Origin of the sequence: Paraburkholderia sp. GAS32 (genome assembly GCF_050434225.1) — a bacterium.
Taxonomy (GTDB): domain Bacteria; phylum Pseudomonadota; class Gammaproteobacteria; order Burkholderiales; family Burkholderiaceae; genus Paraburkholderia; species Paraburkholderia madseniana.
In genome coordinates this window covers 397,494-420,459 of sequence record NZ_JBNPVS010000003.1, presented here as the reverse complement: position 1 = coordinate 420,459, position 22,966 = coordinate 397,494, and the positions used below count along the sequence as shown (strand labels likewise).

The window sequence follows — 22,966 nt, the reverse complement described above, 5'->3', positions numbered from 1 at the left end:
TCAGAATTAACTCACATGAGAATTAAAAATCTCATATTGTGGGCGTTGCCGTATATGGCGATGAGTACCGGTTACCCATCGCGCATGACAACATTTAACGTGACAACCCAGTCTGTCGCCCGTCTGAAAGGCACTATAGTAGGAGGACTTCCAGCCAGCAGAAGGAGTTCGAGTATGAAAGTACGCACGCATCGCGTCGCAGCTACAGGTATTTTGATCGCAGTATTGCTCCCTGTCCCGGCCGCCCAGGCGCAACTCGGCAACCTGCTCAACCAGGGCTCGGGTGGTGGATCGTCCGGTGGCCTCGGGAGCCTCGGCAGCATGGGGAGTGCCTTGTCAGGCCAGTCATTAACTTCCGGCAGCACCAGCAACGTCGCGGGTGTGCTCGATTTCTGCATCAAGAACAACTATCTCAGCGGCAACAGCGCATCTTCGGTCAAGGACTCGCTGATGAGCAAACTCCCGGGCGGCTCAAGTTCGGCCTCGTCCGACAGCGGCTATACCAACGGCGCCAAGGGCATCCTGAGCAGCGGCGACGGCAAGCAGCTAGACCTGAGCGGCGGCGGACTGAAGGAACAGGTCACGAAGCAGGTCTGCGACAAAATTCTCGCCCAGGGGAAATCCTTGCTTTGAGCGGGTGTGGAACATGTTCATGCAGAACGCAGAATCCGACACGCCCCTCGACGTGCCAGCACACAGTTCGCCATGGAGCCTCTTCTGCATTTTCCTGCGGCTCGGCCTGACCTCGTTCGGCGGCCCTGCCGCACATCTTGGCTACTTCCGCGACGAGTTCGTCAAGCGCCGCCGTTGGCTCGACGAGCACACGTTTAGCGATCTGGTCGCGCTGTGCCAGTTTCTGCCGGGCCCCGGCAGCAGCCAGGTTGGTATCGCGATCGGCCGTTTTCGTGGCGGCATCGCGGGTGCGCTGGCGGCCTGGCTCGGCTTTACGCTGCCGTCGGTGTTGTTGATGGTCGCGTTTGCCTACGGTTTCACCCATCTGGCGGAGGCGAACGGGCTTCATCTGCTGCGCGGCCTCAAGCTCGCGGCGGTCGCCGTCGTGGCGCAGGCGGTCTGGTCGATGGGACGCACGCTGTGCCCGGACCGTGCCCGCGTCTCGATCGCGGTGGCGTCGGCCATCGCGGTGATCGTGCTCGGCGCGACTTACGGGCAGATCGCATCGATCGTCGTGGCGGGCATCGCCGGCGCCCTGCTTCTCAAATCGTCGACCGAGGTGCCGCGTGCACCGCTCGGCATGCCCGGCACGAAGACCGGCGCCCTTCTTTGCCTCATCATCTTCGGGCTGTTGCTGTTCGGCTTGCCCGCCGCGGCCGCCTTGCTGCATGCGTATCCACTCGACCTGTTCGCGGCGTTCTACCGCGTTGGCTCGCTGGTGTTCGGCGGCGGCCATGTCGTGCTGCCGTTGCTGGAAGCGGTCGTCGTGCCGCGCGGCTGGCTCTCGGCCAATTCCTTCATGGCTGGCTACGGCGCAGCTCAGGCGATACCGGGGCCGCTGTTCACTTTCGCGGCGTTTCTAGGCGCCGCCAGCACGGGTTACCCGGCGGGCATAACCGGTGCGCTGATCGCCACCGTCGCAATTTTTCTGCCGTCGTTTCTACTGGTCGGCGCCGCGTTGCCGCTGTGGGGCGAACTGCGGGCATTCGCGTCGATGCGCCGGGCGATGGCCGGCATCAACGCTGCCGTGGTCGGCATTCTGCTCGCCGCGCTCTACGATCCCGTATGGACCAGCGCGGTGCACAGCGGGCGCGATTTCGCGCTGGTCATTGTGGCGCTCGCGTTGCTCGGCTGGTGGCGCCTACCTTCATGGGCCGTGGTGCTGCTCACGGCGCTGCTCGCGTGGTGGATCGTCTGAATCCCAGTCCGCCATCGTTCCCCGCCTGAAATGGCGGATGCATCGACCTCAGGCGCGAAATCTGCTGCTCGATAGACCCGTTGATCGCATGTGCCGGATTTGCCCGGCTGCAATCCAATTCGGGCAAGCGATTTCAACGGCCCAATCGGGGCGACCGGTAAAGCTTTCCGTAGCAGGCAAGCTGGTCCCGTCCGCCGAACGAAAAGGAGAAAAACGATGACCCTGCTCATTTATCTCGTAGGTTGGATCATTCTGATAGGCGGTGTGGCGTGGGGATTGATGGCGCTGCATGTCGCACAACATACGATCGCGATCGTGGCGGTCATCATGCTCGGCCTCGCGGTGATCACGGGTGCCACCCGGGCCCGTAACCGCGACCGGTCATAGCGCCGGGCACGTTCGCATTTCCTCCTTACATTTTGTCATGCTATGATGCGAATCATTCTCATTTACAAGAGCGCCGCATCCATCGATCCGGCGCGTCCGGTAGGCCATGGCGGCAAACGAATCGGCCCTGCATCACGAGATGCAGGCGCTCTACAGCAATCATCACGGCTGGCTCCACGCGTGGCTGCGTAAGAAGCTCGGCTGCGCGCATCGTGCGGCCGACCTTGCGCAAGACACGTTCGTGCGTCTGCTCGCCCGCGATGAACCGCTCGCCCTGGAAGAACCGCGAGCGTTCCTGACGACCGTCGCGCAACGTGTGATAGCCAACTACTGGCGTCGCGAGCAGATCGAGCGCGCCTATCTGGAAGCATTGGCACTTACCCCCGAAAGTTTTGCGCCCTCGCCTGAAGACCGTGCGCTGCTTCTCGAAGCACTGTGTGAAATCGACAGTCTGCTGGAGCGGTTGCCGGTCGCCGTCAAGCGTGCGTTCCTGCTGGCCCAGCTCGACGGCTTGAGCCATGCCGAAATCGCCGCACAACTGAAGCTGTCCGTCTCGACCGTGAAACGCCATCTGGTGCGCGCCGGCGCGCAGTGTTTTTTTGCACTCAGCGCGGCCTGACGGATCGACGGATGAACGCGAGCGCGCGACCCGATATTCCGCAGCACATTGCCCTGCGCGCCGTGGAGTGGTGGATGGAGCTGCAATCCGGCGACGACACGCGCGCGCAGCAACTCGCGCTGGCGCGCTGGTGCGCGGAGCATCCCGATCATGAGCGTGCATGGCAACACATCTGCAGCGTCAGCAGCCGCTTCCGGGGCCTCGCTGAAACAGGCACGGACAACGCAGACACAGGTGGCGCGGCGGCCGCACGCGCTGCACTGACGCGTCCCGGCTCGGCGAAGCGCCGCGCGAATGTCAAAGTCCTCGCGACCCTGCTGTTCGCGGGCGGCGCGACATGGATTGCCGGTGAACACGTGCCGTGGCGCGCATGGAGCGCTGATGCGCGCACCGCACTCGGTGAACGCCGCACCATGACGCTTGCCGACGGCACCCGCCTGACACTGAACACCGACAGCGCCATCGATATCCGTTTCAGCAGCATCGAGCGCCGCCTGCGCCTGATCAAAGGTGAAATCATGATCGCGACCGGTCACAGCGACAGTGAGCGGCGGCCGTTCATCGTCGAGACCGCGCAAGGCAGTTTGCAGCCCTTGGGCACGCGCTTCGCCGTCAGACAACAGAGCACGCTCTGCCGCCTCGATGTGTTCGAAGGCGCTGTGCGGATCAATCCATTCGATGCCCCCGGCCTCGCGCCGGTCGTCCACGCCGGCCAACGCGCCCGCTTTACGCGTGATGACGTCAGCGCGGTCGAGCCGATCAGCGAGAACGACGCAGCATGGACGGATGGTCTGATCGTCGCGAGCGGCATGCGGCTCGGCGATTTCGTGAACGAGCTCGACCGCTACCGCGCGGGGCATCTGAGCTGCGATCCCTCAGTGGCCGGTTTGCGGCTTTCGGGCACCTTCCCGCTCGCCGACACCGACCGCGTGCTTGACACCCTGGCGAGAACCTTGCCGATTGAGGTCGTATTCATCACGCGCTATTGGGGTAGCGTGCGCGCGGCTCGCTCTTAAAACCGACCTGCGCTACCGGCGCCGAAATTTTTTCGTCTGTTGTGAGCTGTTTTCGAATCTCGCGTGACAAGGGAGATGAGAGCAACACATCGTCTACCTTCCTGCGAGCTTTGAACATGGGACAGCATCGAAAGACCGGCGCCGGCAACGGCAGCCGTAGCAGCCGTAGCAGCCGTGGCGCTTTGCGCGCGCGGCAGCCGGCACACTTCGCGCGGCATATTGCAACGGCCGCGCTGATCTCGGCGGGACTGCCGTTCAATGTCGCGCTGGCCGCCGATGCGCCATCCGCTTCGGCGGCGTCGCAGCGCAAGAGCTACGACATTCCGGCTGGCCCGCTCGAAGCGGCGCTCAATCGCTTCGGACGCGAGAGCGGACTGCTGCTGTCGTTTCCGGCGGCGCTGACCGACGGCCGCATGAGTGAAGGCCTGCGCGGCGATTACGACATACGGGAAGGCTTCGATCGAATCCTGCGCGGCACGGGGCTCGGCGCGGTGCAACAGTCCAATGGCAGCTATACGCTCGTGCAGCGCGCTGAGCCGTCGGCTGACAGCAGCAACGGGCGCGGCACCACCCTCCCCGCCGTGACCGTCAGTTCGTCGACGGTGAAAGCCGGCAGCTACCGGCCACCTGTCGACGCAGTGGTGACGCGTTCGGATACACCGGTGCTCGACACGGCCCAGGCCGTCAACATCGTGCCGGCCCAGGTATTGCACGACCAACGTCCGCGCAATCTCGACGACGCGCTCGCGAACGTGAGCGGCATCGTGCAAGGCAATACGCTGGCCGGCACGCAGGACACTTTGCTCAAGCGCGGCTTCGGCGGCAATCGCGACGGTTCGATCATGCACAACGGCATGCCGCTCGTGCAGGGGCGCGCGCTGAACGCGGCCGCTGACAGCGTCGAAGTACTCAAAGGCCCGACTTCGCTGCTGTATGGAATCATGGACCCGGGTGGCGTTGTCAACGTGGTGAGCAAGCAACCCTTGCTCAAACCGTATCACGCGATCTCCGTGCTCGGCTCGACGTACGGACACGGCCGCAATGGAGCCGGCGCGACCTTCGATACGACCGGGCCGATCGGGGACTCCGGCCTCGCCTACCGGCTGGTCGTCGATCAGACCGACGAGCAATACTGGCGCAACTTTGGTGAGCATCGCGAGACGCTCGTGGCGCCGTCGCTCGCATGGTATGGACGCGATACGCAGGTGGTGGCGTCGTACGAATATCGAAAGTTTCTCTATCCGTTCGACCGCGGCACGGCGCTCGACCCGAAGACCAACAAGCCGCTCGCCATCTCGAGCCGCGAACGTCTCGACGAACCGTTCAACGAAATGGACGGCGAATCGAACCTCGCGCAGATCAGCGTCGACCATCAGATCAACGCCAACTGGAAGGCGCACTTCGGCTACAGCTACAACCGCGAGACCTACGACGCGGGCCAGTTACGCGTGCAAGGCATCAACAGCACGACCGGCGCCGTGTCGCGCAGCAACGACGCGACGCATGGCGCGCTCAGCACGGACAGCTACGCGATCGCCTATGTGGACGGCCATTTCGACATCGCCGGTTTGCGCAACGATTTGCAGGTCGGTGTCGACGACGAATACCGCCGCATTTATCGCAAGGACTTGCTGCGCCAGGCCACGAAATATCCGTTCAACTATTTCCATCCTGTCTACGGTCTGGAGAGTCCGTCGACCACGGTGTCGGCGAGCGACAGCGATCAGACCGACACGCTGCACGACCGCTCGCTTTTCTTCCAGGACAGTTTGCACCTCACCGACAAGTGGATCCTGATCGGCGGCGCGCGTTTTCTGAGCTACAACCAGATCGCGGGAAAGGGCCGGCCATTTGTCGTCAATACCGACATTAACGGCACCAAATGGCTGCCGCGCGCGGGCGTGGTTTACAAATGGACCGACACGGTGTCGCTATACGGGAGCTATACGCAGTCGCTCAACCCGACTTCGACAATCGCGCCGCTCTCGTCGGGCGTGGTAATCGATTCATCGGTACTGCCTGAGGAAGCCACCTCGTGGGAGCTCGGTGCCAAAGTGGCGATGCCCAACGGCCTGAGCGGCACGCTGGCGTTGTTCAATATCGACAAGAAGAACGTGCTGGTGCAGCAGTACAACGACACCACCAAGCAGACCGACTGGCGCACGGCCGGCAAGGCGCGTTCGCGCGGCGTGGAACTCGACGTGGCCGGCCAGATCGGCCAGCACTGGAGCGTAATCGCGAGCTACGCGTACATCGACGCGAAGACCACAGAGGACCCGCTTTACGCCGGCAAGCGGTTGTGGAATGCGCCGCAAAACACCGCATCGCTTGCGGCGGTGTATGACTTCGGCACGATCTTCGGCGGCGACCAGTTGCGCGTCGGCGCCGGCGCGCATTACGTCGGCCCGCGCCCGGGCGATTCGGCCAACAGCTTTACGCTGCCGGCCTACACCGTCGCCGACGCCTTCGCCACGTACGAGACGAAACTTGGCAATCGGCATCTGTCGTTCCAGCTCAACGTGAAAAATCTGTTCAACAAGACTTACTACCCGTCGAGCGTGAACAAGTATTTCGTGTCGGTTGGCGACGCACGTCAGGTCTCTTTGCTGTCGACGCTCGAGTTCTAGGCCGTGCCGCCATCGCGCCTTGCACGTAATACACGCATTCACTTGATCAACACGGGACAGGAATCGTCATGAAACTTCAGAATCGCCGCACTGAACAGAGATCAGCGCCCGTACGTAACCGCCGGAGATTTCTCACCGCAGCAGCGGGCCTTGGCGCCCTGCTGGCTGTCGCGACACCTGCTGCGCGAGCGGCAACGAGCGGGCCACGCACGGGCAAGAAAATCGTGATGGTCGTGCAACTCAACGGGCCGAGCCTGGCTGTCGACCAGAAGATCGCGACACACCTTGAAGCGGGAGGTTATAGCGTGCGCACGCTGGACCAGGCGCAACCGCCGGAGGCAGTCGGCGATGCGGATCTCGTTGTTATTTCATCGACGGTTTCATCGAAACAGGTAGTGGGTGGCTGGCGCTATCTGGCCAAGCCGTTGTTGACATGGGAGAACGATTTACTCGATGACTTCGCGATGACGGGCAAGCGTCACGACGTCGATTTCGGCGAAGCGGAGAAAGAGCGTTACCTGTGGCTGGTTAACGCACCGCACCCGATCGCAGCCGGTTTGCCGGCAGGCGTAACGAACGTATATGGCAAACAGGCCGCGATGAGCTGGGGCAAACCAGGCTTGGGCGCGACGACGATTGCGACGTTATATGGGCAACCGGAGAAGGCGGCGATCTTCGCGTACGAGAAGGGTGCGACGATGGACTACGAGTCGCTGGCCCCGGCACGGCGGGTGATGTTTTTCCTGAACAACGACACCTTCAGCAACTTGTCGCCGGCGGGAAACAGCCTGTTCGACGCAGCGGTGGATTGGGCGATGGGTTTGAGTTGAAGAACACGGGCCACCGCGCCGAATAGAACGCGGGCGCGAAAACCTAGTGTGCGGTTTTATGAAGTACTCTTCGGCGCGCGCAGCGCCGCCGGAAGTATGACTCCCTTGTCACAAGCGTATGCAGGTGCACGAACCCAGATTCCAGATGCACCACTACCCTATGCAAACTACGGGACCCGCTTAGCAGGAGTGGTTTGAGCTGCTTTCTCTTGCCTACTTCTCTTTGCAGCCGGCAAAGAGAAGTAGGTGCCGCCCCGCACAGGGGCAACGCTAATAGACCAACAGCAAATCAAGGAAAGGCCAACACCGCGGGAGTCCAGACACAGCATCAATTCGACGCCGACTCTGTTTGAGCCGCTGGCACACCTGCCGTCTTGGTAGCGTCAGCGCCATTCCCTCCATGCTGAATAGCATAAATCTCCCGATTCCGCGCAATCTCCGTCGCCGAAGGCGGATAGTCATTATTGCGCACCGGCACGAGCCCTTCAGCCTGAGCCTGCTTCAGCTGAGCAATGACCTCAGCGCGGGTCAATCCCGACGGATTAGATTGAGCAAAGGCAGTAGCCCCAAACGGCAGACTAAGAGCAGCAACAGCAATAGCGGTAAGCAATTTCATGATGTCTCTCCGATGAAGTGCAAAAAATGAGTGGCTTGAACCACGCTTCCCATTGTTGCCATTTCATCTGTCGGAGCACTGACCTTCGGATTACCGTTTTGTTATCTACGCACCGCGCGTAAATCAGAACAAAAAACCCAAACCCCAGATAACAGAACGGTAATCTAGCGGACCATCAGCGGTAAGCGCCCTACCCCCACACTCCTGACATACGAAGAAGCCCGCGCCCCGCGCCACCACGCGCATCAAAACCCGCGCGCCTCCCTCTGCCTCTTTTCAGGAAACCGCCATGTGGATCGTCAAGCTCGCGCTGCGCCGCCCATATACATTCGTGGTCCTCGCGGTGTTGATCTTTATCGTCGGCCCTCTTGCGATACTGCGCACGCCGACCGATATCTTTCCGAACATCGACATCCCGGTGGTCAGCATCGTCTGGACGTATAACGGCTTTTCCGCCCAGGATATGGCCAACCGCATCACCTCGAACTACGAGCGCGCGCTGACCTCCGACGTCGACGATATCGAGCATATCGAGTCGCAATCGCTGAACGGCGTCTCGGTGGTGAAGATCTTTTTCCACCCCGGCGCGGACATCAATCGCGCGATTGCCGAAGCGGCCTCCAATTCCGCGTCGATCCTGCGCGTGCTGCCGCCTGGCACGCTGCCGCCGAACATCATCACGTACAACGCGTCGACGGTGCCGATCCTGCAGCTCGGACTCTCCAGCGACACGCTGTCCGAACAGCAGCTCTACGACCTCGGCAACAGCCAGATCCGCACGCAACTGGCGACGGTGCAAGGCGCGGCGGTGCCGCTGCCGTTCGGTGGCAAGGTGCGGCAGATCATGGTCGATATCGACCCGCGCGCGCTGCAGGCCAAAGGCCTTTCCCCGCTCGACGTGGTCAACGCCGTCAATGCGCAGAACCTGATTCTCCCGGGCGGCACCGCCAAGATCGGCACGAAGGAATACAACGTGCAGATGAACGGCAGCACCGACACGGTGGCTGCGCTGAACGACCTGCCCATCAAGACGGTGGCCGGCGGTGTGGTGTATGTGCGCGACGTTGCCCATGTGCGTGACGGCTATGCGCCGCAAACCAATATCGTGCGCAGCAACGGCAAACGCGCCGCATTGCTCACCGTCGAGAAATCCGGCAGCACGTCCACCTTGACCATCATCCAGCAGGTCAAGGCGATGCTGCCGCATATCGCGGCCGGTTTGCCGAGCGCGCTGCATATCACCGCACTGTCCGATCAATCGGTGTTCGTGAAGTCGGCCGTGATGGGCGTGGCGCGTGAGGCAGTGATCGCCGCAGCCCTGACCGCATTGATGATCCTGCTGTTTCTCGGCAGCTGGCGCGCCACGCTGATCATCGCGGTGTCGATTCCGCTTGCCGTACTGACCTCACTGATCGCGCTTTCCGCGCTCGGCCAGACCATCAACATCATGACGCTCGGCGGGCTCGCGCTCGCGGTGGGTATTCTCGTCGACGATGCCACCGTCGCGATCGAAAACATCACGCACCATCTGGAGAACGGCGAGCCGCTGCACGACGCGATTCTGAACGGCTCGGGCGAAATTGCCGTGCCGACTTTCGTCTCGACACTGTCGATCTGCATCGTGTTCGTGCCGATGTTTCTGCTCTCCGGCGTTGCCCGCTATCTATTCGTGCCGCTCGCCGAAGCGGTGGTGTTCGCGATGATCGCGTCGTATTTCTTCTCGCGCACGCTGGTGCCGACCCTCGCGATGTATCTGATGCGTGCGCGCAGCAACGCGCCAGTCACGGGCAACGGCCCGATTGCGCGCCTGATCCGCTTCCAGGCCGCCTTCGAACATCGCTTCGAAAGGTTGCGCGAACGCTATCGCGGCGTGCTCGGTTCGGCTATTGCTAGCCCGCGCCGTTTCATCGCGATCTTTCTGCTGCTGTGTATCGGCTCGCTCGCGCTGGTGCCATTTTCCGGCCGGGATTTCTTCCCCGCTGTCGATACCGGCGAAATCCGCCTGCATCTGCGTGCACCGACCGGTACGCGTATCGAGGACACCGCGCGCATTACCGAAGAAGTCGAAGCCCGTGTGCGCAGCATGATCCCGAAGCAGGAACTCGCAGCCATGCTCGACAACATCGGCGTGCCGGTGAGCGGCATCAACCTGACCTACGATTCATCCGACCCGATCGGCCCGGAAGACGCTGACGTGATGATCACGCTAGCAGCCGGACACAAACCCACCGCTGCCTATGTGGCGACGCTGCGCACGACGCTCTCCAAAGATTTCCCCGGCGTCACGTTTGCCTTCCTGCCCGCCGATATTGTCAGCCAGATTCTCAACTTCGGTTTGCCTGCGCCGATCGATATCCAGATCGTCGGCAACAAGCTCGACGCCAATCGCGTCGTGGCGAACCGCTTGCTCGCACAACTGCGCGGCGTGCGCGGCCTCGTCGATGCGCGCATCCAGCAACCGGGCGACGAACCCGCGATCAATGTGAATGTCGACCGTACGCGAGCGATTCAGGCCGGCCTGTTGCAACGGGACGTATCGCAAAACCTGCTGATCGCGCTCTCAGGCAGTTCCCAGACCACGCCGAATTTCTGGCTCGATCCGCGCAACGGCGTCAGCTATCCGCTCATGGCGATGATGCCGCAGTACGACATCAACTCGCTGCAGGCGCTGGCCAATATTCCGGTCGCGCAGAACGGTGGCGCAGGTGCGGGCGTGGCGACGGCGTCCGCTGCGGCAAACGGCAACGGCCCCGCTCCGCAGAACCTGCTCGGCGCGATAAGCACGCTGACACGCGCCTCCCAGCAAGCCGTCGTCTCGCACTACAACGTGCAGCCGGTGCTCGATATTTTCGCGTCGGCGCAAGGGCGCGACCTCGGCGGCGTGGCGACCGACGTGAACCGCCTCGTCGACCAGATCCGGCCGCAATTGCCGCCGGGCGCGTCGATCGTGGTGCGCGGCCAGGTGCAGGCGATGCACGACTCGTTCAGCGGCCTCGCAAGCGGTCTCGTGTTCGCGATCGCCCTCGTCTATCTGCTGATGGTCGTCAATTTTCAGTCGTGGCTCGATCCGTTCATCACCATCAGCGGTTTGCCGGGCTCGCTCGCGGGGATTGCATGGATGCTGTTCAGCACGGGCACGACCGTTAGCGTGCCGGCGCTGACCGGCACCATTCTGTGTATCGGCATTGCCACGGCCAACAGCATTCTTGTAATCAACACCGCACGTGAATTCCACCACGGCGGCAAGCCGCCGCTGCAGGCCGCGCTCGAGGCAGGCTTCAGCCGCTTCCGTCCGGTGCTGATGACCGCGCTCGCGATGCTGATCGGCATGCTGCCAATGGCCCTCGGCCTCGGCGACGGTGGCGAACAGAACGCGCCGCTCGGCCGCGCGGTGATTGGTGGCCTTGCGCTTGGCACGGTGTCCACCTTGCTGTTTGTTCCGGTCGTCTACGGGATGGTGCATGCGTGGCTCGACAAACGCCGCGCGGCTCGCACTGCCGCAGAAGAATCCCGCGTTCCCGCCCGCACACTTTGACTCCGACGAGAACTAGCTCATGAACAATCCATCACTTCCGCCGGACCTCGGCGACAGGTCTGAACCGGCTGTTGAGGCTGATCGAGCCGCCAACATGGCCTCAAGCCCGAAGCCGGGCCGTCGCGTGTGGCCGTTCGCATTGGCTGGCCTCGCAGCGGCGTTGCTGATCGTCGGTATCGTGCCGCGTCTGCACGCAAGCGCAGCGCTGACACAACAGACGCAAGCGCAAAGCGTCCTCAGCGTGTCCGTGGTCGCGCCACGCCCCGCGCCGGCCGTCAACGAGTTGCTGCTGCCCGGCGCGGTAACACCATTCGCCGAAGCATCGATCTATGCGCGCACGAGCGGCTATCTCGGGCACTGGAACACCGACATCGGTGCCCAGGTGAAAAGCGGCCAGACGCTCGCCACGATCGACGCGCCCGATCTCGACGCACAACTGCGCCAGGCCCGTGCCGACGAAGCCACCGCGCAGGCCAACTTCGACTTCGCGAAGACCACGGCGCAGCGCTGGCAGGAGATGCTGAAAACGCAATCGGTCGCGCAGCAGGACGCCGATACGAAAGTCAGCGACATGGAAGCGCGTCGCGCGATGCTGGCGTCGGCGCAGGCCAATGTCGCGCATCTCGCCGAGCTGGTGTCGTACGAGAAGATCACCGCACCGTTCGACGGCACGATCACCGCGCGCAACGTCGATGTCGGCGCACTCGTGACGGCGGGTGGCACGCCTGGCACGGCAGGTATGTCGGGCGAACTGTTTCACATCCAGCAAACCGGCGTGCTACGCGTGTTCGTCGACGTACCACAGAACGACGCGCCCTACGTCACGCCCGAGACCGGCGTTTATCTGACCGCGCAGCAATATCCCGGACGGCACATCGCCGCAAAGGTTGCGCGCACAACCGGCTCGATCGATCCGTCGAGCCGCACGCTGCGCGTCGAGGTCGACGTCGATAACAAGGATGGCGCGGTGATGCCAGGTGCTTATGTGCAGGTGCATCTGCAGTTGCAGTCGACCACACCGGCGCTCGATCTGCCGGTGAGCGCCCTGCTCTTCCGCCCCGACGGCGTGACGGTCGCCGTGGTCGACGGCAATGGCCGTGCGGCGCTCAAGACGGTGCACATCGGCCGCGACTTCGGCACGCAAGTGGAAATCACCACAGGCCTCGCGGCGACCGACCGCGTGATCGATAACCCAGGCGATTCGCTGAGTACCGGCCAGCTCGTGCAGATCGCGCCGGCCACGCATAGCTGAGCGCCAGTCATCGAAAGGACGAGCCGAATGTCTCCCATATCTCTTCCACGCCCGTTGTTCCGCCGTTCGATCGTGGCCACGCTGATCGGCGCACTGCTGAGCGCCTGCTCGACTTTGCCGCCGTACCAGCGCCCCACCGCAGATATCCCCGCACAGTACGCCGGCGCGGCGCCTGGCTGGACCCAGGCCGCACCTGCCGACGCCGCACCGCGGGGCCCCTGGTGGACGATCTTCAACGATCCGGTGCTGAACCAGCTCGAAGCGCGCGTCGACGTGTCGAATCAGACCGTGCGCAAGGCGGTCGCGCAGGTGCAGCAAGCGCGCTCGATGGTGGATTACCAGCGTGCCGGTTTCTTCCCGACCGTCACTGCCGGTGTCGCCCAGAATCGTTCGAGAACCTCGCAGAATCTCGTGGACCGTGCGCTGGCGGGCAAGACCATTCCCGACTATTCGGCCGGCGTATCGGCGAGCTGGGAGCCGGATCTGTTCGGCCGCGTGCGCGATAGCGTGACCAGCGCGAAGGCCGATGCTGAGGCGAGCGAAGCGGATCTCGAAGCCGTGCGTCTGTCGATGAGCGCCGATCTCGCCGTCGACTATTTCTCTCTGCGCTCGCTCGACACGCAAAAGAAGCTGCTCGACGACAGTGTGACCGCCTACGCCGCCGCCTTGAAGCTGCTGCAGCAGCAACTGAAAGACGGCGCGATCGATGCCTCAGCGGTCGCTCAGGCCACCACCCAACTCGAAGCAACGCGCACGCAGGACACCGACATCGATGTGACGCGCGCGCAGATGCAGCATGCGATTGCCACGCTGATCGGCGAGCCCGCCTCCACCTTCACGTTGCCACCGAACGGATCGGCTGCGACGCCGCCGGCCATTCCCATAGGCGTGCCGTCGCAACTGCTCGAACGACGCCCCGATATTGCCGCAGCCGAACGGCGCGTGGCGTCGGCGAATGCACAGATCGGCGAGGCGCACGCGGCCTTCTTCCCCGATCTGGTGCTGTCGGCAAGCGCTGGGTTGGAAAGCACCTTCTTCGCGCCATGGCTGAGCGCACCGAGTCTGTTCTGGTCGCTCGGATCGCAACTCGCCGGCACGCTGTTCGACGGCGGCCGGCGCACGGCCACTCTGCATGGCGCGACGGCGCAATACGACGGTACGGTCGCCGACTACCGGCAAACGGTGCTGGTTGCGTTCCAGCAGGTCGAGGACAATCTGTCCGCCTTGCATTCGCTCGCCGACGAAGCCGCCAGCCAGCAGCGCGCGACCACGGCCGCGGATCTGTCGCTGCGGCTCACGACAAACCGCTTCAACGCGGGTGCCGTCAGTTATCTCGACGTGGTGACCGCGCAGACTATCGCGCTGACGAACGAGCGCACCGCGGATCAGATTGCGGCGCGGCAGTTGGAATCGAGCGTACTGTTGTTAAAGGCGCTGGGTGGGACGTGGGATGGCCCTAAACCCGCCGGAACGTAAGCACGAACCGCGTGCTCTGCGCGTCGCTCTCCGCATGCACCGTGCCGCCGTGCAACTCCATGATTGTGCGGACGATGGCAAGCCCGAGCCCCGTCGAACCCGTGGACCCCTGCGACACACCGGACGACGGCAAGGCGCTGCGCGACGGATCGACGCGATAGAAACGGTCGAAAATCCGTTCGAGGTGCTCGGCGGCGATCGGCTGCCCCTGGTTCGACACGGTGATACGCACCGAATCGGCCGATGCGCGAACATCGAGCGCGATCTCGCCGCCGCGTGGCGTGTAGCGAATCGCGTTGGCGAGCAGATTGCTGACGGCGCGACGAAACAGTTCGAGATCCGCCGTCAGCGTCGCCGCACCGGTGACCTGCACCCTGACATTCGCATCGTCAGCGATGCCCTCGAAGTATTCGGCGATCCGCGTCAGTTCCTGCCCCGCCTCGAACGCGCGCATATGTTTGACGAACTGCGGATGCTCGGCGCGTGCAAGAAACAGCACGTTTTCGATCATTCGGGAGAGCCGGTCGCACTCTTCCAGATTCGATGCGAGCAGGGATTCATATTCGTCGGTGGAGCGTGGCCGGGCAAGTGCGACTTCGGCGGCGCCGCGCATGTTGCTAATCGGTGTGCGCATATCGTGTGCGAGGTCGGCTGTGAAACGCGACAGGCGCTGAAAGCCGTGATCGACGCGTTCGAGCATGGCATTGAGCGCGCTTACCAGTGCTTCAAGTTCGCTCGGCACGCGCGCCACCGTGACCCGCGTGTTCAGGCGATTGACCGTGACGAGGCCCGCACTCGCCGCGATATCGCGCAAGGGCCGCAAGGCGGCACGAATCAGCAGATAGCTCAGCAGCATCGTCAGAATCACGCCGGCTGCGCCTGCCAGGTTGAGCTTGTCGCGATAGCGGTCGAGTAGCCGCCAGCGGTCGCTCATGTTGCGCGCAATCAACACGGTCGCGGTGTCGCCGTCGTGCAGCCGCGCGTCCGCGAGGATGCCGCGGATCGGTGCACCGTTGCGGCCGGTCCAGTTGCCGATATCCACGTCGGTGATGCGCGCCGCAGCGGGAATGCGCGTGAGCGGCGGCAGCGCGGCGATCGTCTCGACGCCGCCAGCTTCAGCGGTCTCGCCGGGGTCGTGGATATCGCTTGCCGCGCCTCCTTCGCCCGTTTCGCTTGCCGCATTGGGTGCAACGGAAGCATCAGGCGCATTTGAAACTGCCGAGGCAGCCCCGGTCGCCGCGTCACCCTGCGGCGCAAACGTCTCCCCGGCGTTGTGTTCGATCGACATACGCCCATCGGGACCGAACACCTCCATCGACATCGCTTCATTGCCCAGCACGATGCTGATCAACCGGTCACCGTGCTCGCGAATCCCTTTCGGCGTAGCGAGCTCCTCGGCGAGCCGCCGTGCGTGGCGCGCAGCCAGCACGATGTCGAGGTCGTCCTGCGCCTGGATCTGCTTCCCCAGCGCAAGGTACAGAAAACTCCCGGCGAGCACGAAAACCGCGAGCGTGGTGACACCGAAGGCAAGTGTAAGCGTCGCGGCGAGCGAGCGGCGGCGCATCAAGCGGCGTCCTTCAATTCGAGCACATAGCCGACGCCGCGTACCGTGTGAATCAGCTTGACGGGAAAGTTATCGTCGATCTTGGTGCGCAGCCGGCGGATCGCGACTTCGACGACATTCGTGTCGCTGTCGAAATTCATGTCCCACACATAGGACGCGATCTGCGTGCGGCTCAGCACTTCGCCCTGGCGGCGCGCAAGCAACTGCAGCAGCGAAAACTCGCGCGGCGTGAGATCGATACGCACGCCGCCGCGTTTCACGCGCCGGCGATTGACGTCCATTTCCAGATCGCCCACCTTGATCAGTTCGCTTTCGCGCGGCGGCCCCCGGCGCGCCAGCGTGCGCACCCGGGCCAGCAATTCGACGAAGGCGAAGGGCTTGACGAGGTAATCGTCTGCGCCGAGTTCGAGGCCGCGCACGCGGTCGTCGACGTCGTCACGGGCGGTGAGAAACAGCACCGGCGTGGTACGCGTGCTGCGCAAGGTCTTGACGACGGTCCAGCCGTCCATGCCGGGCAGCATCACGTCGAGCACGATCACGTCGTACTCTTCTTCCTGCGCGAGGAGCAGCCCTTGTGGGCCATCGTTCGCGACATCGACCGCGTAGCCGGATTCTTCCAGGCCTTTCTTCAGATAAGCCGCTGTTTTGAGCTCGTCCTCGATCACCAGGATTCGCATGGGAGTGCTCCGCTGTGCTTGACCCTAAATCATACCGGCAAGCGGAGCGTCTGGTGATTACGATTCGGTAATGTTGGCCGGGGACGGCAGCCGGCCATACCCGTTCGCACAACGGCAAATGGCCACTCCCGGCTCAAGCGCGCTACGTTCCTACTCGACGTTATCCGTCACATCCGTCATCCGGACCATATGCGGCTTGACGACATCGTCTTCCTCGCCCGCCGCCGTGGGCGGATGAATCAGCGCTTCGAGCCGCGCCTTCGTAGCAAGAAACTCTGGCGACGTGGCCTGCGAATAGTCGCGCGGACGTGGCACCGGCACTTCGATCAATTCCTGCACCTCGCCGGGATTTGCCTTCAGCACCAGGATGCGGTCGGCGAGAAAAATCGCTTCGTCCAGATCGTGCGTGATGAACAGCACGGTCACGTCGATGTTGCGCCAGATATCGAGCAAATGCGTCTGCATCTTCGCGCGAGTCTGCGCATCGAGCGCGCCGAACGGTTCGTCCATCAGCAGAATCCGCGGCCGGTTCGCGAGCGCGCGAGCAATCGCCACGCGCTGCTTCATCCCGCCGGACAATTGATGCGGATACGCGTTGGCGAACTTTGTCAGACCGACCAGATCGAGCCATTGCAGCGCATCGCGCTCGGCGTGCATGCTGCTGTGGCCGTTCATCTTCAAACCGAACATGACGTTCTTCTTGACTGTCAGCCACGGAAACAGCGTGTAGCCCTGAAACACCATGCCGCGATCGGCGCCGGGCCCCTCCACCGGCTTGCCGTCGAGCAGCACGCTGCCGCTCGTCTGCCGCTCGAGGCCCGCAAGAATGCGGATCAGGGTCGACTTGCCGCAGCCCGACGGCCCGATCACGCAGACGAACTCGCGCCGGTGCGTTTTGAAGCTGATGCCGTTCAATGCGGTGCACTCGCCCTGCGCGCTCTCGAAGCGCTTGTCGAGATCGCGAACTTCGAGGATCACCTCGCGCGACTTCAGACGGTCGAAACGCTCACGCACCGCTTCGGACTGGATAAGGTATGACGGAATCGGTTGCGGATTTAACATGATTGAATCCTTGAATGCGGTGCAATGAGGTGCTGTGCGCTGCGATGTATGACACCAGGCCGTGGCTCGATCGGTCCTGCTACGCCTTGAGCGTGCGGTCCCACGGAAACAGCTTGCGGCCGACATAGGCCAGCACGAGATCGGTGCCGAGTCCGATAATCCCGATCATCATGATGGCCGCGTAGACGTTGTCGAAATGCTCATAGCGCGCCTGTTGCGTGATGTACCACGTGATACCGGAGCTGGTGCCGACCAGTTCCGCCACGATCAGATACGTCCACGCCCAGCCGAGCAGAATGCGCTGATCCCGGTACAGGTCAGGCAGGATGCCGGGAATCACCACATGCGTGAGCAGCTTGAGTTTCTTCGTACCGAGCGTCATCGCCGCTTCGAACAGGCCGTACTCCAGCTTGCGCGTGGTGTTCGCCACAATCAGCACCTGCTGGAACAGCGTGCCGATCACGATGATGGCAATCTTCGGACCGTCGTAAATGCCGAGGATCGCCACCATCAGCGCACCGAACGCGGGCGCCGGCAAGTAGCGGAAGAACTCGAAAAACGGCTCCTGCAGCCGCGCAATCGCGCTGTAAGTCCCGCAGACAATGCCGATCGGCACACCGATCACCGACGACAGCAGAAAGCCCCAGAAGATCACCTGGATGCTGTGCCACAGGCTTTGATGCAGCCATACGCCGTCGCGCGACGCAGGGGGTGTCGTGAACGCGGTGTAGAACGCACGCAGCACTTCGTGGGGCGCGGGCAGGTAGACCGGGTTGACTGGTTCGCCCCTCGGCAACGCGGTGTGGGCGGCTTGCGCATGGCTCAGTTCGTCGGCGAACACGTCCTTGTCGACGCGCATGCCGGGCTGGAAATAGTCGACGCTGCCTGGGCTCTCGATCAGCATCTGCGGATGCCAGACGAACGGCACGTAGCTGACGATGCACCATACGAGAACCGGCAACAAAAACGAGCCGAAGCCCAATAGCCACTTGCCGCGTGCGGAGAGTTCGCGGCGCACCGCGAACCAGTCGCTTCTGTTAATGACGGTCATGGGATTCTCCAGGGCGGCGTTCGGTATCGGAACTCGATCCGCCTGACGTGCGGCGCGGCTGCAGCGCAGCAATCGACATCGATTCGAACAGTTCGTTGGCTTGCTTCATTTGCACGTCGCCTCCTCCGTGGTCCCGGCCGCCACGTCGGCACGCAGCACCATCAAGCGCTGACCCGCGACGACCGCCGCGCCGGCCGCACAATCGATCGTTTCGATCACACCGTCTTCGGTGACGACAACGGACACTTCCATCTTCATCGATTCGACGATTGCCACCACCTGCCCTTCGCTCACGCGCTCGCCTTCGCTGACGAGCAGTTTCCAGACGCTGCCCGAGACATCGGCGACTATGCTCTGCTGACCGGCCGCCAATGCGTCGTCCGCCCCGTTGCCGGTGGCCGAACCCGCGTCGCTGCCCGGCTCGCCGACATACTCGGCGTGCCCCGCTGCGTTCCAGCGTTCGCGCTCTTCGTCGAACGCCGCCTGTTGCAGGCGTTTGAAGGCAGAGATCGATTCGGCTTCGTCTTTCAGGAAGCGGTTGTACGCGCCAAGGTCGAAGACCGATTCCTCGATCTTCAGACTCGCGCGACCTGCGATGAAGTCGGCGCGCAGATCAGCCAACTCGGCCTCGCTGACTTCGTAGAAGCGGATCTCGTCGAAAAACCGCAGCAGCCACGGCTTGCCGGCTTCGAATTCGCGCGTGGTGCGATAGCGGTTCCACATCTGCACGGTGCGGCCGACAAACTGATAGCCGCCCGGCCCTTCCATGCCATACACGCACAGATAGGCGCCGCCGATTCCCACCGCATTCTCCGGCGTCCAGGTGCGCGCCGGGTTGTATTTGGTCGTGACGAGCCTGTGGCGCGGATCGAGCGGCGTCGCCACCGGCGCACCGAGATAGACGTCGCCGAGACCCATGACCAGGTAACGCGCGTCGAACACGATGCGCTTCACGTCGTCGATGCTATTCAGACCGTTGATGCGGCGAATGAACTCGATATTGCTCGGGCACCACGGCGCATCGGGCCGCACCGACTGCATGTAGCGTTCGATCGCGATCCGCGTCGACGGGTCGTCCCATGACAGCGGCAGATGCACGATGCGGTTCGGCACGCGCATCTCGTCGACGGCGGGCAGTTCGCGCTCGGCCTGCTGAAGATGCGCGAGCAAGGTGTCGTGCGACAGCGTGCGCGGGTCGAAATGCACCTGCAGCGAACGGATGCCCGGCGTGAGATCGACGATGCCGGGCAGCCGGTGTGCATCGAGCCAGTTCATCAACGCATGCACGCGAAAGCGCAAGTTCAGGTCCAGCATAAGCGGGCCGTATTCGACCAGCACGTTCTGATCGCCGGAGCGGCGGTAGACCACGCCCGTGCCCTCACCGGCCGATGGATCGCTGTAGAGAATGCAATCGTGAGCGTTGAGGTTTGTCGTTGCTGCGGTTGCTGTAGGTGCCGCAGACGCCATCGACAGCGCTTGCGCGCGTACCGGTTCGAACCGCACCGCATCCCCCGGCCGCAGTTGCCCGAGCTTCCATAGCTCGTCGCCCACCACGGTTACTGGACAGACGAAACCGCCGAGGCTCGGACCGTCCGGGCCGAGAATCACCGGCATGTCGCCGGTGAAATCGACCGCGCCGACCGCATACGCGTTGTCGTGAATATTCGACGGATGCAGCCCGGCCTCGCCGCCGTCCGTGCGCGCCCATTGCGGCTTCGGGCCGATCAGCCGGACGCCTGTGCGGCTTGAGTTGTAGTGAACCGTCCAGCGCGTGCCGTACAGCATCGCGATGTCGTCGGGCGTGAAGAAGTCCGGTGCACCGTGGGGACCGTCGAGCACGCCGAGGGTCCAGTCGTGCGTCAGCGCCGGCACGCGCGCCGGATCGAGTTGCGCGCCCGCTTCGCCGCGACCTGCGTCGGCGGCAAGATGCAGCACGTCGCCCTTGCGCAAGGCGCGCCCCGCGTGGCCGCCGAATTGGCCCAGCGTGAAGGTGGCCTTGCTGCCGAGATAATCCGGCACCTGCAAGCCGCCCTTGAGCGCGAGACAGGCACGCATGCCCGCGCCGGTCACGCCGCCGAGCTTGAGCACCGAACCCGCCGGTGCCCGCGTGACCTGCCAGAGCGTGACCGGTTGGCCGTCGAGTGTGGCGGCGAGCGGCGCGCCGCCCAGCACGAACAGCGTCGCGGTGTTGAAGCGCAGTGTCGCGCCGACCATCGCGCATTCGAGTCCCGCCGCGTCGGCCGGATTGCCGAGCAGTTCGTTGGCAAGGCGGAACGACAGATCGTCCATGGGGCCCGACGGTGGCACGCCGATGTCCCAGTAGCCAACCCGTCCCGGCGTCTGCTGCACGGTGGTCTGCACGCCGCCGTCGAGCACGTCGATAGTGTGCGGCGCGAACACGAAGCGCGTGAGGAAGGCGGTGGTTTGCTCGCCGCGCGCGAAGGTCGCCGAACCGGCGATGGCGCGCAGATAGTCGAGGTTCGTCTCGATGCCGTACAACTGGGTTTGCGCCAACGCGGCGCGCATGGCGGCGAGCGCGGCATCGCGTGTTGCGCCCTTGACGATGATCTTCGCGAGCAGCGGGTCGTAAAACGCGCTGACTTCGGTGCCTGCATCGACCCAGGTGTCGACCCGCGCATCGGCGGAGAAAGCGACGTGGGTCAGCACGCCCGCGCTCGGCTGAAACTGCTTGTGCGGATCTTCAGCGTACAAGCGGACCTGGATGCTCGCCCCGCTGGGCGTCGCAACCAGCGTGTCGAGCGGCGCAAGTGCGCCCCCTGCCTGACGAATCATCCACTCGACCAGGTCGACACCCGTCACCTCCTCCGTAACGCAATGCTCGACCTGCAGCCGCGTGTTCACCTCGAGGAAATAGAAGCGCCGCGTGTCGGCGTCGAATACGAACTCGACCGTGCCGGCTGATTCATACTTCACAGCCTGCGCGAGGCGCACGGCACTCGCATGCAACGCCGCGCGTTCCGCTTGTGTCAGACCGGGTGCGGGCGTTTCCTCGATCACCTTCTGATTGCGCCGCTGCACCGAGCAGTCGCGTTCGCCGAGCGCGATCACGCCGCCCCGGCCGTCGCCAAAAATCTGCACTTCGATATGGCGCGCGTTCTCGACGAATTTCTCGATGTAGACACCCGCGTTCGCGAAGTTGGCCTCGCCAAGCCGGGCGACCGATGCGAACACGCTCTCCAGTTGTGCCGCATCGCGGCACAGCGACATGCCGATGCCGCCGCCGCCCGCGGTGCTTTTCAGCATCACGGGATAGCCGATCGATTCGGCCTCGCTTAGCGCGGCAGTTACATCAGGCAGTAGGCCGGTGCCGGGTAGTAGCGCCACGTCGTTTGCTCGTGCCAGCTCGCGTGCCGTGTGCTTCAGGCCGAATTCACGCATCTGCGCGGGGCGCGGCCCGATGAAACGGATGCCCGCGTCTTCGCATGCCTGCGCGAAAGCCGCGTTCTCCGAGAGAAAACCGTAGCCGGGATGCACGGCATTCGCGCCGGTCGCACGCGCCGCCTCGAGAATCGCTGCGCTATTCAGATAGCTGGCGGCCGCCACCGCCGGGCCGATGCAGATCGATTCGTCAGCGAGCATCACGTGCATGGCGTGGCGATCGGCCTCTGAATAGACCGCAACCGACGCAATGCCGAGGCGTTTGAGCGTGCGAATCACACGGCAGGCAATTTCGCCGCGATTGGCAATCAGGACTTTGTCGAATGTCATTGGCTGTCCCAGATGGTCAGCCGCACGGGCGTCGGGTTATAGCCGTTGCACGGATTGTTCAACTGCGGACAGTTCGAGATCAGTACCGTCACGTCCATCTCGGCGCGCATTTCGACGTATTTACCCGGGGCGGAGATGCCGTCTTCGAAGGTCAGTTTGCCGAGTGGTGTCACCGGCACATTCATGAAAAAGTTGATATTGCTGACGATGTCGCGTTTGGTGAGCTGCGTGCCAACGCCGCAGGTGCAATGCGTAATGGCATGCAGGAAACTGTCGCGGCAGCTATGCATATAGCGCTTGTCGAGCGCGTAACGCACTGTGTTGCTCTCGGCGGCGCAGGCTCCGCCGAGCGTGTCGTGGCGCCCGCAGGTGTCCGCGACGATGGTCAGCATCGGCTTGCCTAAGTTCGACATCAGCACGCTGCCTGCGGACAGATAGAGATTGCGTTGCGCGCGAATCGTGTCCTGCGCGCTGTAGCGTTCGAGCGGATCGGCGCTGTTGTAGAACAGCGTGTCGACGGCCTGATTGCCTTCCAGGTCGAGAATGCGGAACAACTGGCCGCGTTTGATTTCATGCAGCCACGGCTGGCCGGACGGCAGTGTGAGATCGTAGACCGCGTTACGGATGTCGAGTTTGCTTTCGATGATAGGCATCG

Annotated in this window: 18 protein-coding genes; 10 read left to right on the top strand and 8 right to left on the bottom strand. The window is 63.4% G+C overall.

Annotation, left to right across the window (positions count from 1 at the left end):
* Window positions 1–174: 174 nt before the first annotated feature.
* The 7 genes from P3T25_RS05865 (at window position 175) to P3T25_RS05835 (ending at window position 7,349) form a co-directional block, all read left to right on the top strand.
* A complete protein-coding gene (locus tag P3T25_RS05865; protein ID WP_171928374.1) occupies window positions 175–633 on the top strand; it encodes a DUF2501 domain-containing protein in 459 nt (152 codons plus the stop codon).
* Between the two features lie 19 nt (window positions 634–652).
* Window positions 653–1,870, top strand: a complete 1,218-nt coding sequence (gene chrA / locus P3T25_RS05860) for a chromate efflux transporter (RefSeq protein ID WP_429357685.1) — start codon at window positions 653–655, stop codon at window positions 1,868–1,870.
* Window positions 1,871–2,086: 216 nt separating this feature from the next.
* Window positions 2,087–2,257, top strand: coding sequence for a hypothetical protein (locus P3T25_RS05855; RefSeq protein WP_171928376.1), 171 nt, complete (start codon window positions 2,087–2,089; stop codon window positions 2,255–2,257).
* 106 nt (window positions 2,258–2,363) lie between these two features.
* Complete coding sequence (locus P3T25_RS05850; protein ID WP_154567417.1) at window positions 2,364–2,876, top strand: sigma-70 family RNA polymerase sigma factor; 513 nt, start codon at window positions 2,364–2,366, stop codon at window positions 2,874–2,876.
* An 11-nt stretch (window positions 2,877–2,887) separates the two neighbouring features.
* Window positions 2,888–3,892, top strand: coding sequence for a FecR domain-containing protein (locus tag P3T25_RS05845; protein WP_429357684.1), 1,005 nt, complete (start codon window positions 2,888–2,890; stop codon window positions 3,890–3,892).
* A 116-nt stretch (window positions 3,893–4,008) separates the two neighbouring features.
* A complete protein-coding gene (locus P3T25_RS05840) occupies window positions 4,009–6,519 on the top strand; it encodes a TonB-dependent siderophore receptor (protein WP_429357683.1) in 2,511 nt (836 codons plus the stop codon).
* Window positions 6,520–6,587: 68 nt separating this feature from the next.
* Window positions 6,588–7,349: a hypothetical protein gene (locus P3T25_RS05835; protein ID WP_171928380.1), complete on the top strand. Its 762-nt coding sequence runs from the start codon at window positions 6,588–6,590 to the stop codon at window positions 7,347–7,349.
* Window positions 7,350–7,677: 328 nt separating this feature from the next.
* Here P3T25_RS05835 and P3T25_RS05830 read toward each other — a convergent pair whose 3' ends face one another.
* On the bottom strand, window positions 7,678–7,965 hold the full coding sequence (locus tag P3T25_RS05830) for a DUF4148 domain-containing protein (protein WP_154565911.1): 288 nt from the start codon (window positions 7,963–7,965) through the stop codon (window positions 7,678–7,680).
* A 289-nt stretch (window positions 7,966–8,254) separates the two neighbouring features.
* Here P3T25_RS05830 and P3T25_RS05825 point away from each other — a divergent pair, with 289 nt between their 5' ends.
* The 3 genes from P3T25_RS05825 to P3T25_RS05815 are packed head-to-tail and all read left to right on the top strand — an operon-like array spanning window position 8,255 to window position 14,228.
* Entirely contained in the window at window positions 8,255–11,500 is a 3,246-nt protein-coding gene (locus P3T25_RS05825) for an efflux RND transporter permease subunit (RefSeq protein WP_429357682.1), read from the top strand.
* A 19-nt stretch (window positions 11,501–11,519) separates the two neighbouring features.
* Window positions 11,520–12,752 (top strand): efflux RND transporter periplasmic adaptor subunit, encoded by a 1,233-nt coding sequence (locus P3T25_RS05820; RefSeq protein WP_154565909.1) that lies wholly within the window; start codon window positions 11,520–11,522, stop codon window positions 12,750–12,752.
* A gap of 27 nt (window positions 12,753–12,779) precedes the next feature.
* A complete protein-coding gene (locus P3T25_RS05815; protein WP_154565908.1) occupies window positions 12,780–14,228 on the top strand; it encodes an efflux transporter outer membrane subunit in 1,449 nt (482 codons plus the stop codon).
* Here P3T25_RS05815 and P3T25_RS05810 read toward each other — a convergent pair.
* The 7 genes from P3T25_RS05810 to P3T25_RS05780 form a co-directional block, all read right to left on the bottom strand.
* Window positions 14,209–15,792 (bottom strand): heavy metal sensor histidine kinase, encoded by a 1,584-nt coding sequence (locus P3T25_RS05810; RefSeq protein WP_154565907.1) that lies wholly within the window; start codon window positions 15,790–15,792, stop codon window positions 14,209–14,211. The genes P3T25_RS05815 and P3T25_RS05810 overlap by 20 nt on opposite strands.
* On the bottom strand, window positions 15,792–16,469 hold the full coding sequence (locus tag P3T25_RS05805) for a heavy metal response regulator transcription factor (RefSeq protein ID WP_171928385.1): 678 nt from the start codon (window positions 16,467–16,469) through the stop codon (window positions 15,792–15,794). The genes P3T25_RS05810 and P3T25_RS05805 overlap by 1 nt, the downstream gene beginning before the upstream one ends.
* Before the next feature lie 150 nt (window positions 16,470–16,619).
* Window positions 16,620–17,531, bottom strand: coding sequence for an ABC transporter ATP-binding protein (locus P3T25_RS05800; protein WP_154565905.1), 912 nt, complete (start codon window positions 17,529–17,531; stop codon window positions 16,620–16,622).
* 79 nt (window positions 17,532–17,610) lie between these two features.
* Window positions 17,611–18,582, bottom strand: a complete 972-nt coding sequence (locus P3T25_RS05795; RefSeq protein ID WP_429357681.1) for an ABC transporter permease — start codon at window positions 18,580–18,582, stop codon at window positions 17,611–17,613.
* A complete protein-coding gene (locus P3T25_RS05790) occupies window positions 18,569–18,691 on the bottom strand; it encodes a hypothetical protein (RefSeq protein WP_429357680.1) in 123 nt (40 codons plus the stop codon). Before P3T25_RS05790 ends, P3T25_RS05795 begins: the two co-directional genes overlap by 14 nt.
* Complete coding sequence (gene uca, locus P3T25_RS05785; protein WP_429357679.1) at window positions 18,688–22,311, bottom strand: urea carboxylase; 3,624 nt, start codon at window positions 22,309–22,311, stop codon at window positions 18,688–18,690. Before uca ends, P3T25_RS05790 begins: the two co-directional genes overlap by 4 nt.
* On the bottom strand, window positions 22,308–22,964 hold the full coding sequence (locus tag P3T25_RS05780) for an urea amidolyase associated protein UAAP2 (protein WP_154565902.1): 657 nt from the start codon (window positions 22,962–22,964) through the stop codon (window positions 22,308–22,310). The genes uca and P3T25_RS05780 overlap by 4 nt, the downstream gene beginning before the upstream one ends.
* Window positions 22,965–22,966: the final 2 nt, after the last annotated feature.

Bases quoted from the DNA above. Each gene is read 5' to 3' on its own strand.
- P3T25_RS05865 (WP_171928374.1), top strand. From the start codon at position 175: ATGAAAGTACGCACGCATCGCGTCGCAGCTACAGGTATTTTGATCGCA.
- chrA (WP_429357685.1), top strand. From the start codon at position 653: ATGCAGAACGCAGAATCCGACACGCCCCTCGACGTGCCAGCACACAGT.
- P3T25_RS05855 (WP_171928376.1), top strand. From the start codon at position 2,087: ATGACCCTGCTCATTTATCTCGTAGGTTGGATCATTCTGATAGGCGGT.
- P3T25_RS05850 (WP_154567417.1), top strand. From the start codon at position 2,364: ATGGCGGCAAACGAATCGGCCCTGCATCACGAGATGCAGGCGCTCTAC.
- P3T25_RS05845 (WP_429357684.1), top strand. From the start codon at position 2,888: ATGAACGCGAGCGCGCGACCCGATATTCCGCAGCACATTGCCCTGCGC.
- P3T25_RS05840 (WP_429357683.1), top strand. From the start codon at position 4,009: ATGGGACAGCATCGAAAGACCGGCGCCGGCAACGGCAGCCGTAGCAGC.
- P3T25_RS05835 (WP_171928380.1), top strand. From the start codon at position 6,588: ATGAAACTTCAGAATCGCCGCACTGAACAGAGATCAGCGCCCGTACGT.
- P3T25_RS05830 (WP_154565911.1), bottom strand. From the start codon at position 7,965: ATGAAATTGCTTACCGCTATTGCTGTTGCTGCTCTTAGTCTGCCGTTT.
- P3T25_RS05825 (WP_429357682.1), top strand. From the start codon at position 8,255: ATGTGGATCGTCAAGCTCGCGCTGCGCCGCCCATATACATTCGTGGTC.
- P3T25_RS05820 (WP_154565909.1), top strand. From the start codon at position 11,520: ATGAACAATCCATCACTTCCGCCGGACCTCGGCGACAGGTCTGAACCG.
- P3T25_RS05815 (WP_154565908.1), top strand. From the start codon at position 12,780: ATGTCTCCCATATCTCTTCCACGCCCGTTGTTCCGCCGTTCGATCGTG.
- P3T25_RS05810 (WP_154565907.1), bottom strand. From the start codon at position 15,792: ATGCGCCGCCGCTCGCTCGCCGCGACGCTTACACTTGCCTTCGGTGTC.
- P3T25_RS05805 (WP_171928385.1), bottom strand. From the start codon at position 16,469: ATGCGAATCCTGGTGATCGAGGACGAGCTCAAAACAGCGGCTTATCTG.
- P3T25_RS05800 (WP_154565905.1), bottom strand. From the start codon at position 17,531: ATGTTAAATCCGCAACCGATTCCGTCATACCTTATCCAGTCCGAAGCG.
- P3T25_RS05795 (WP_429357681.1), bottom strand. From the start codon at position 18,582: ATGACCGTCATTAACAGAAGCGACTGGTTCGCGGTGCGCCGCGAACTC.
- P3T25_RS05790 (WP_429357680.1), bottom strand. From the start codon at position 18,691: ATGAAGCAAGCCAACGAACTGTTCGAATCGATGTCGATTGCTGCGCTG.
- uca (WP_429357679.1), bottom strand. From the start codon at position 22,311: ATGACATTCGACAAAGTCCTGATTGCCAATCGCGGCGAAATTGCCTGC.
- P3T25_RS05780 (WP_154565902.1), bottom strand. From the start codon at position 22,964: ATGCCTATCATCGAAAGCAAACTCGACATCCGTAACGCGGTCTACGAT.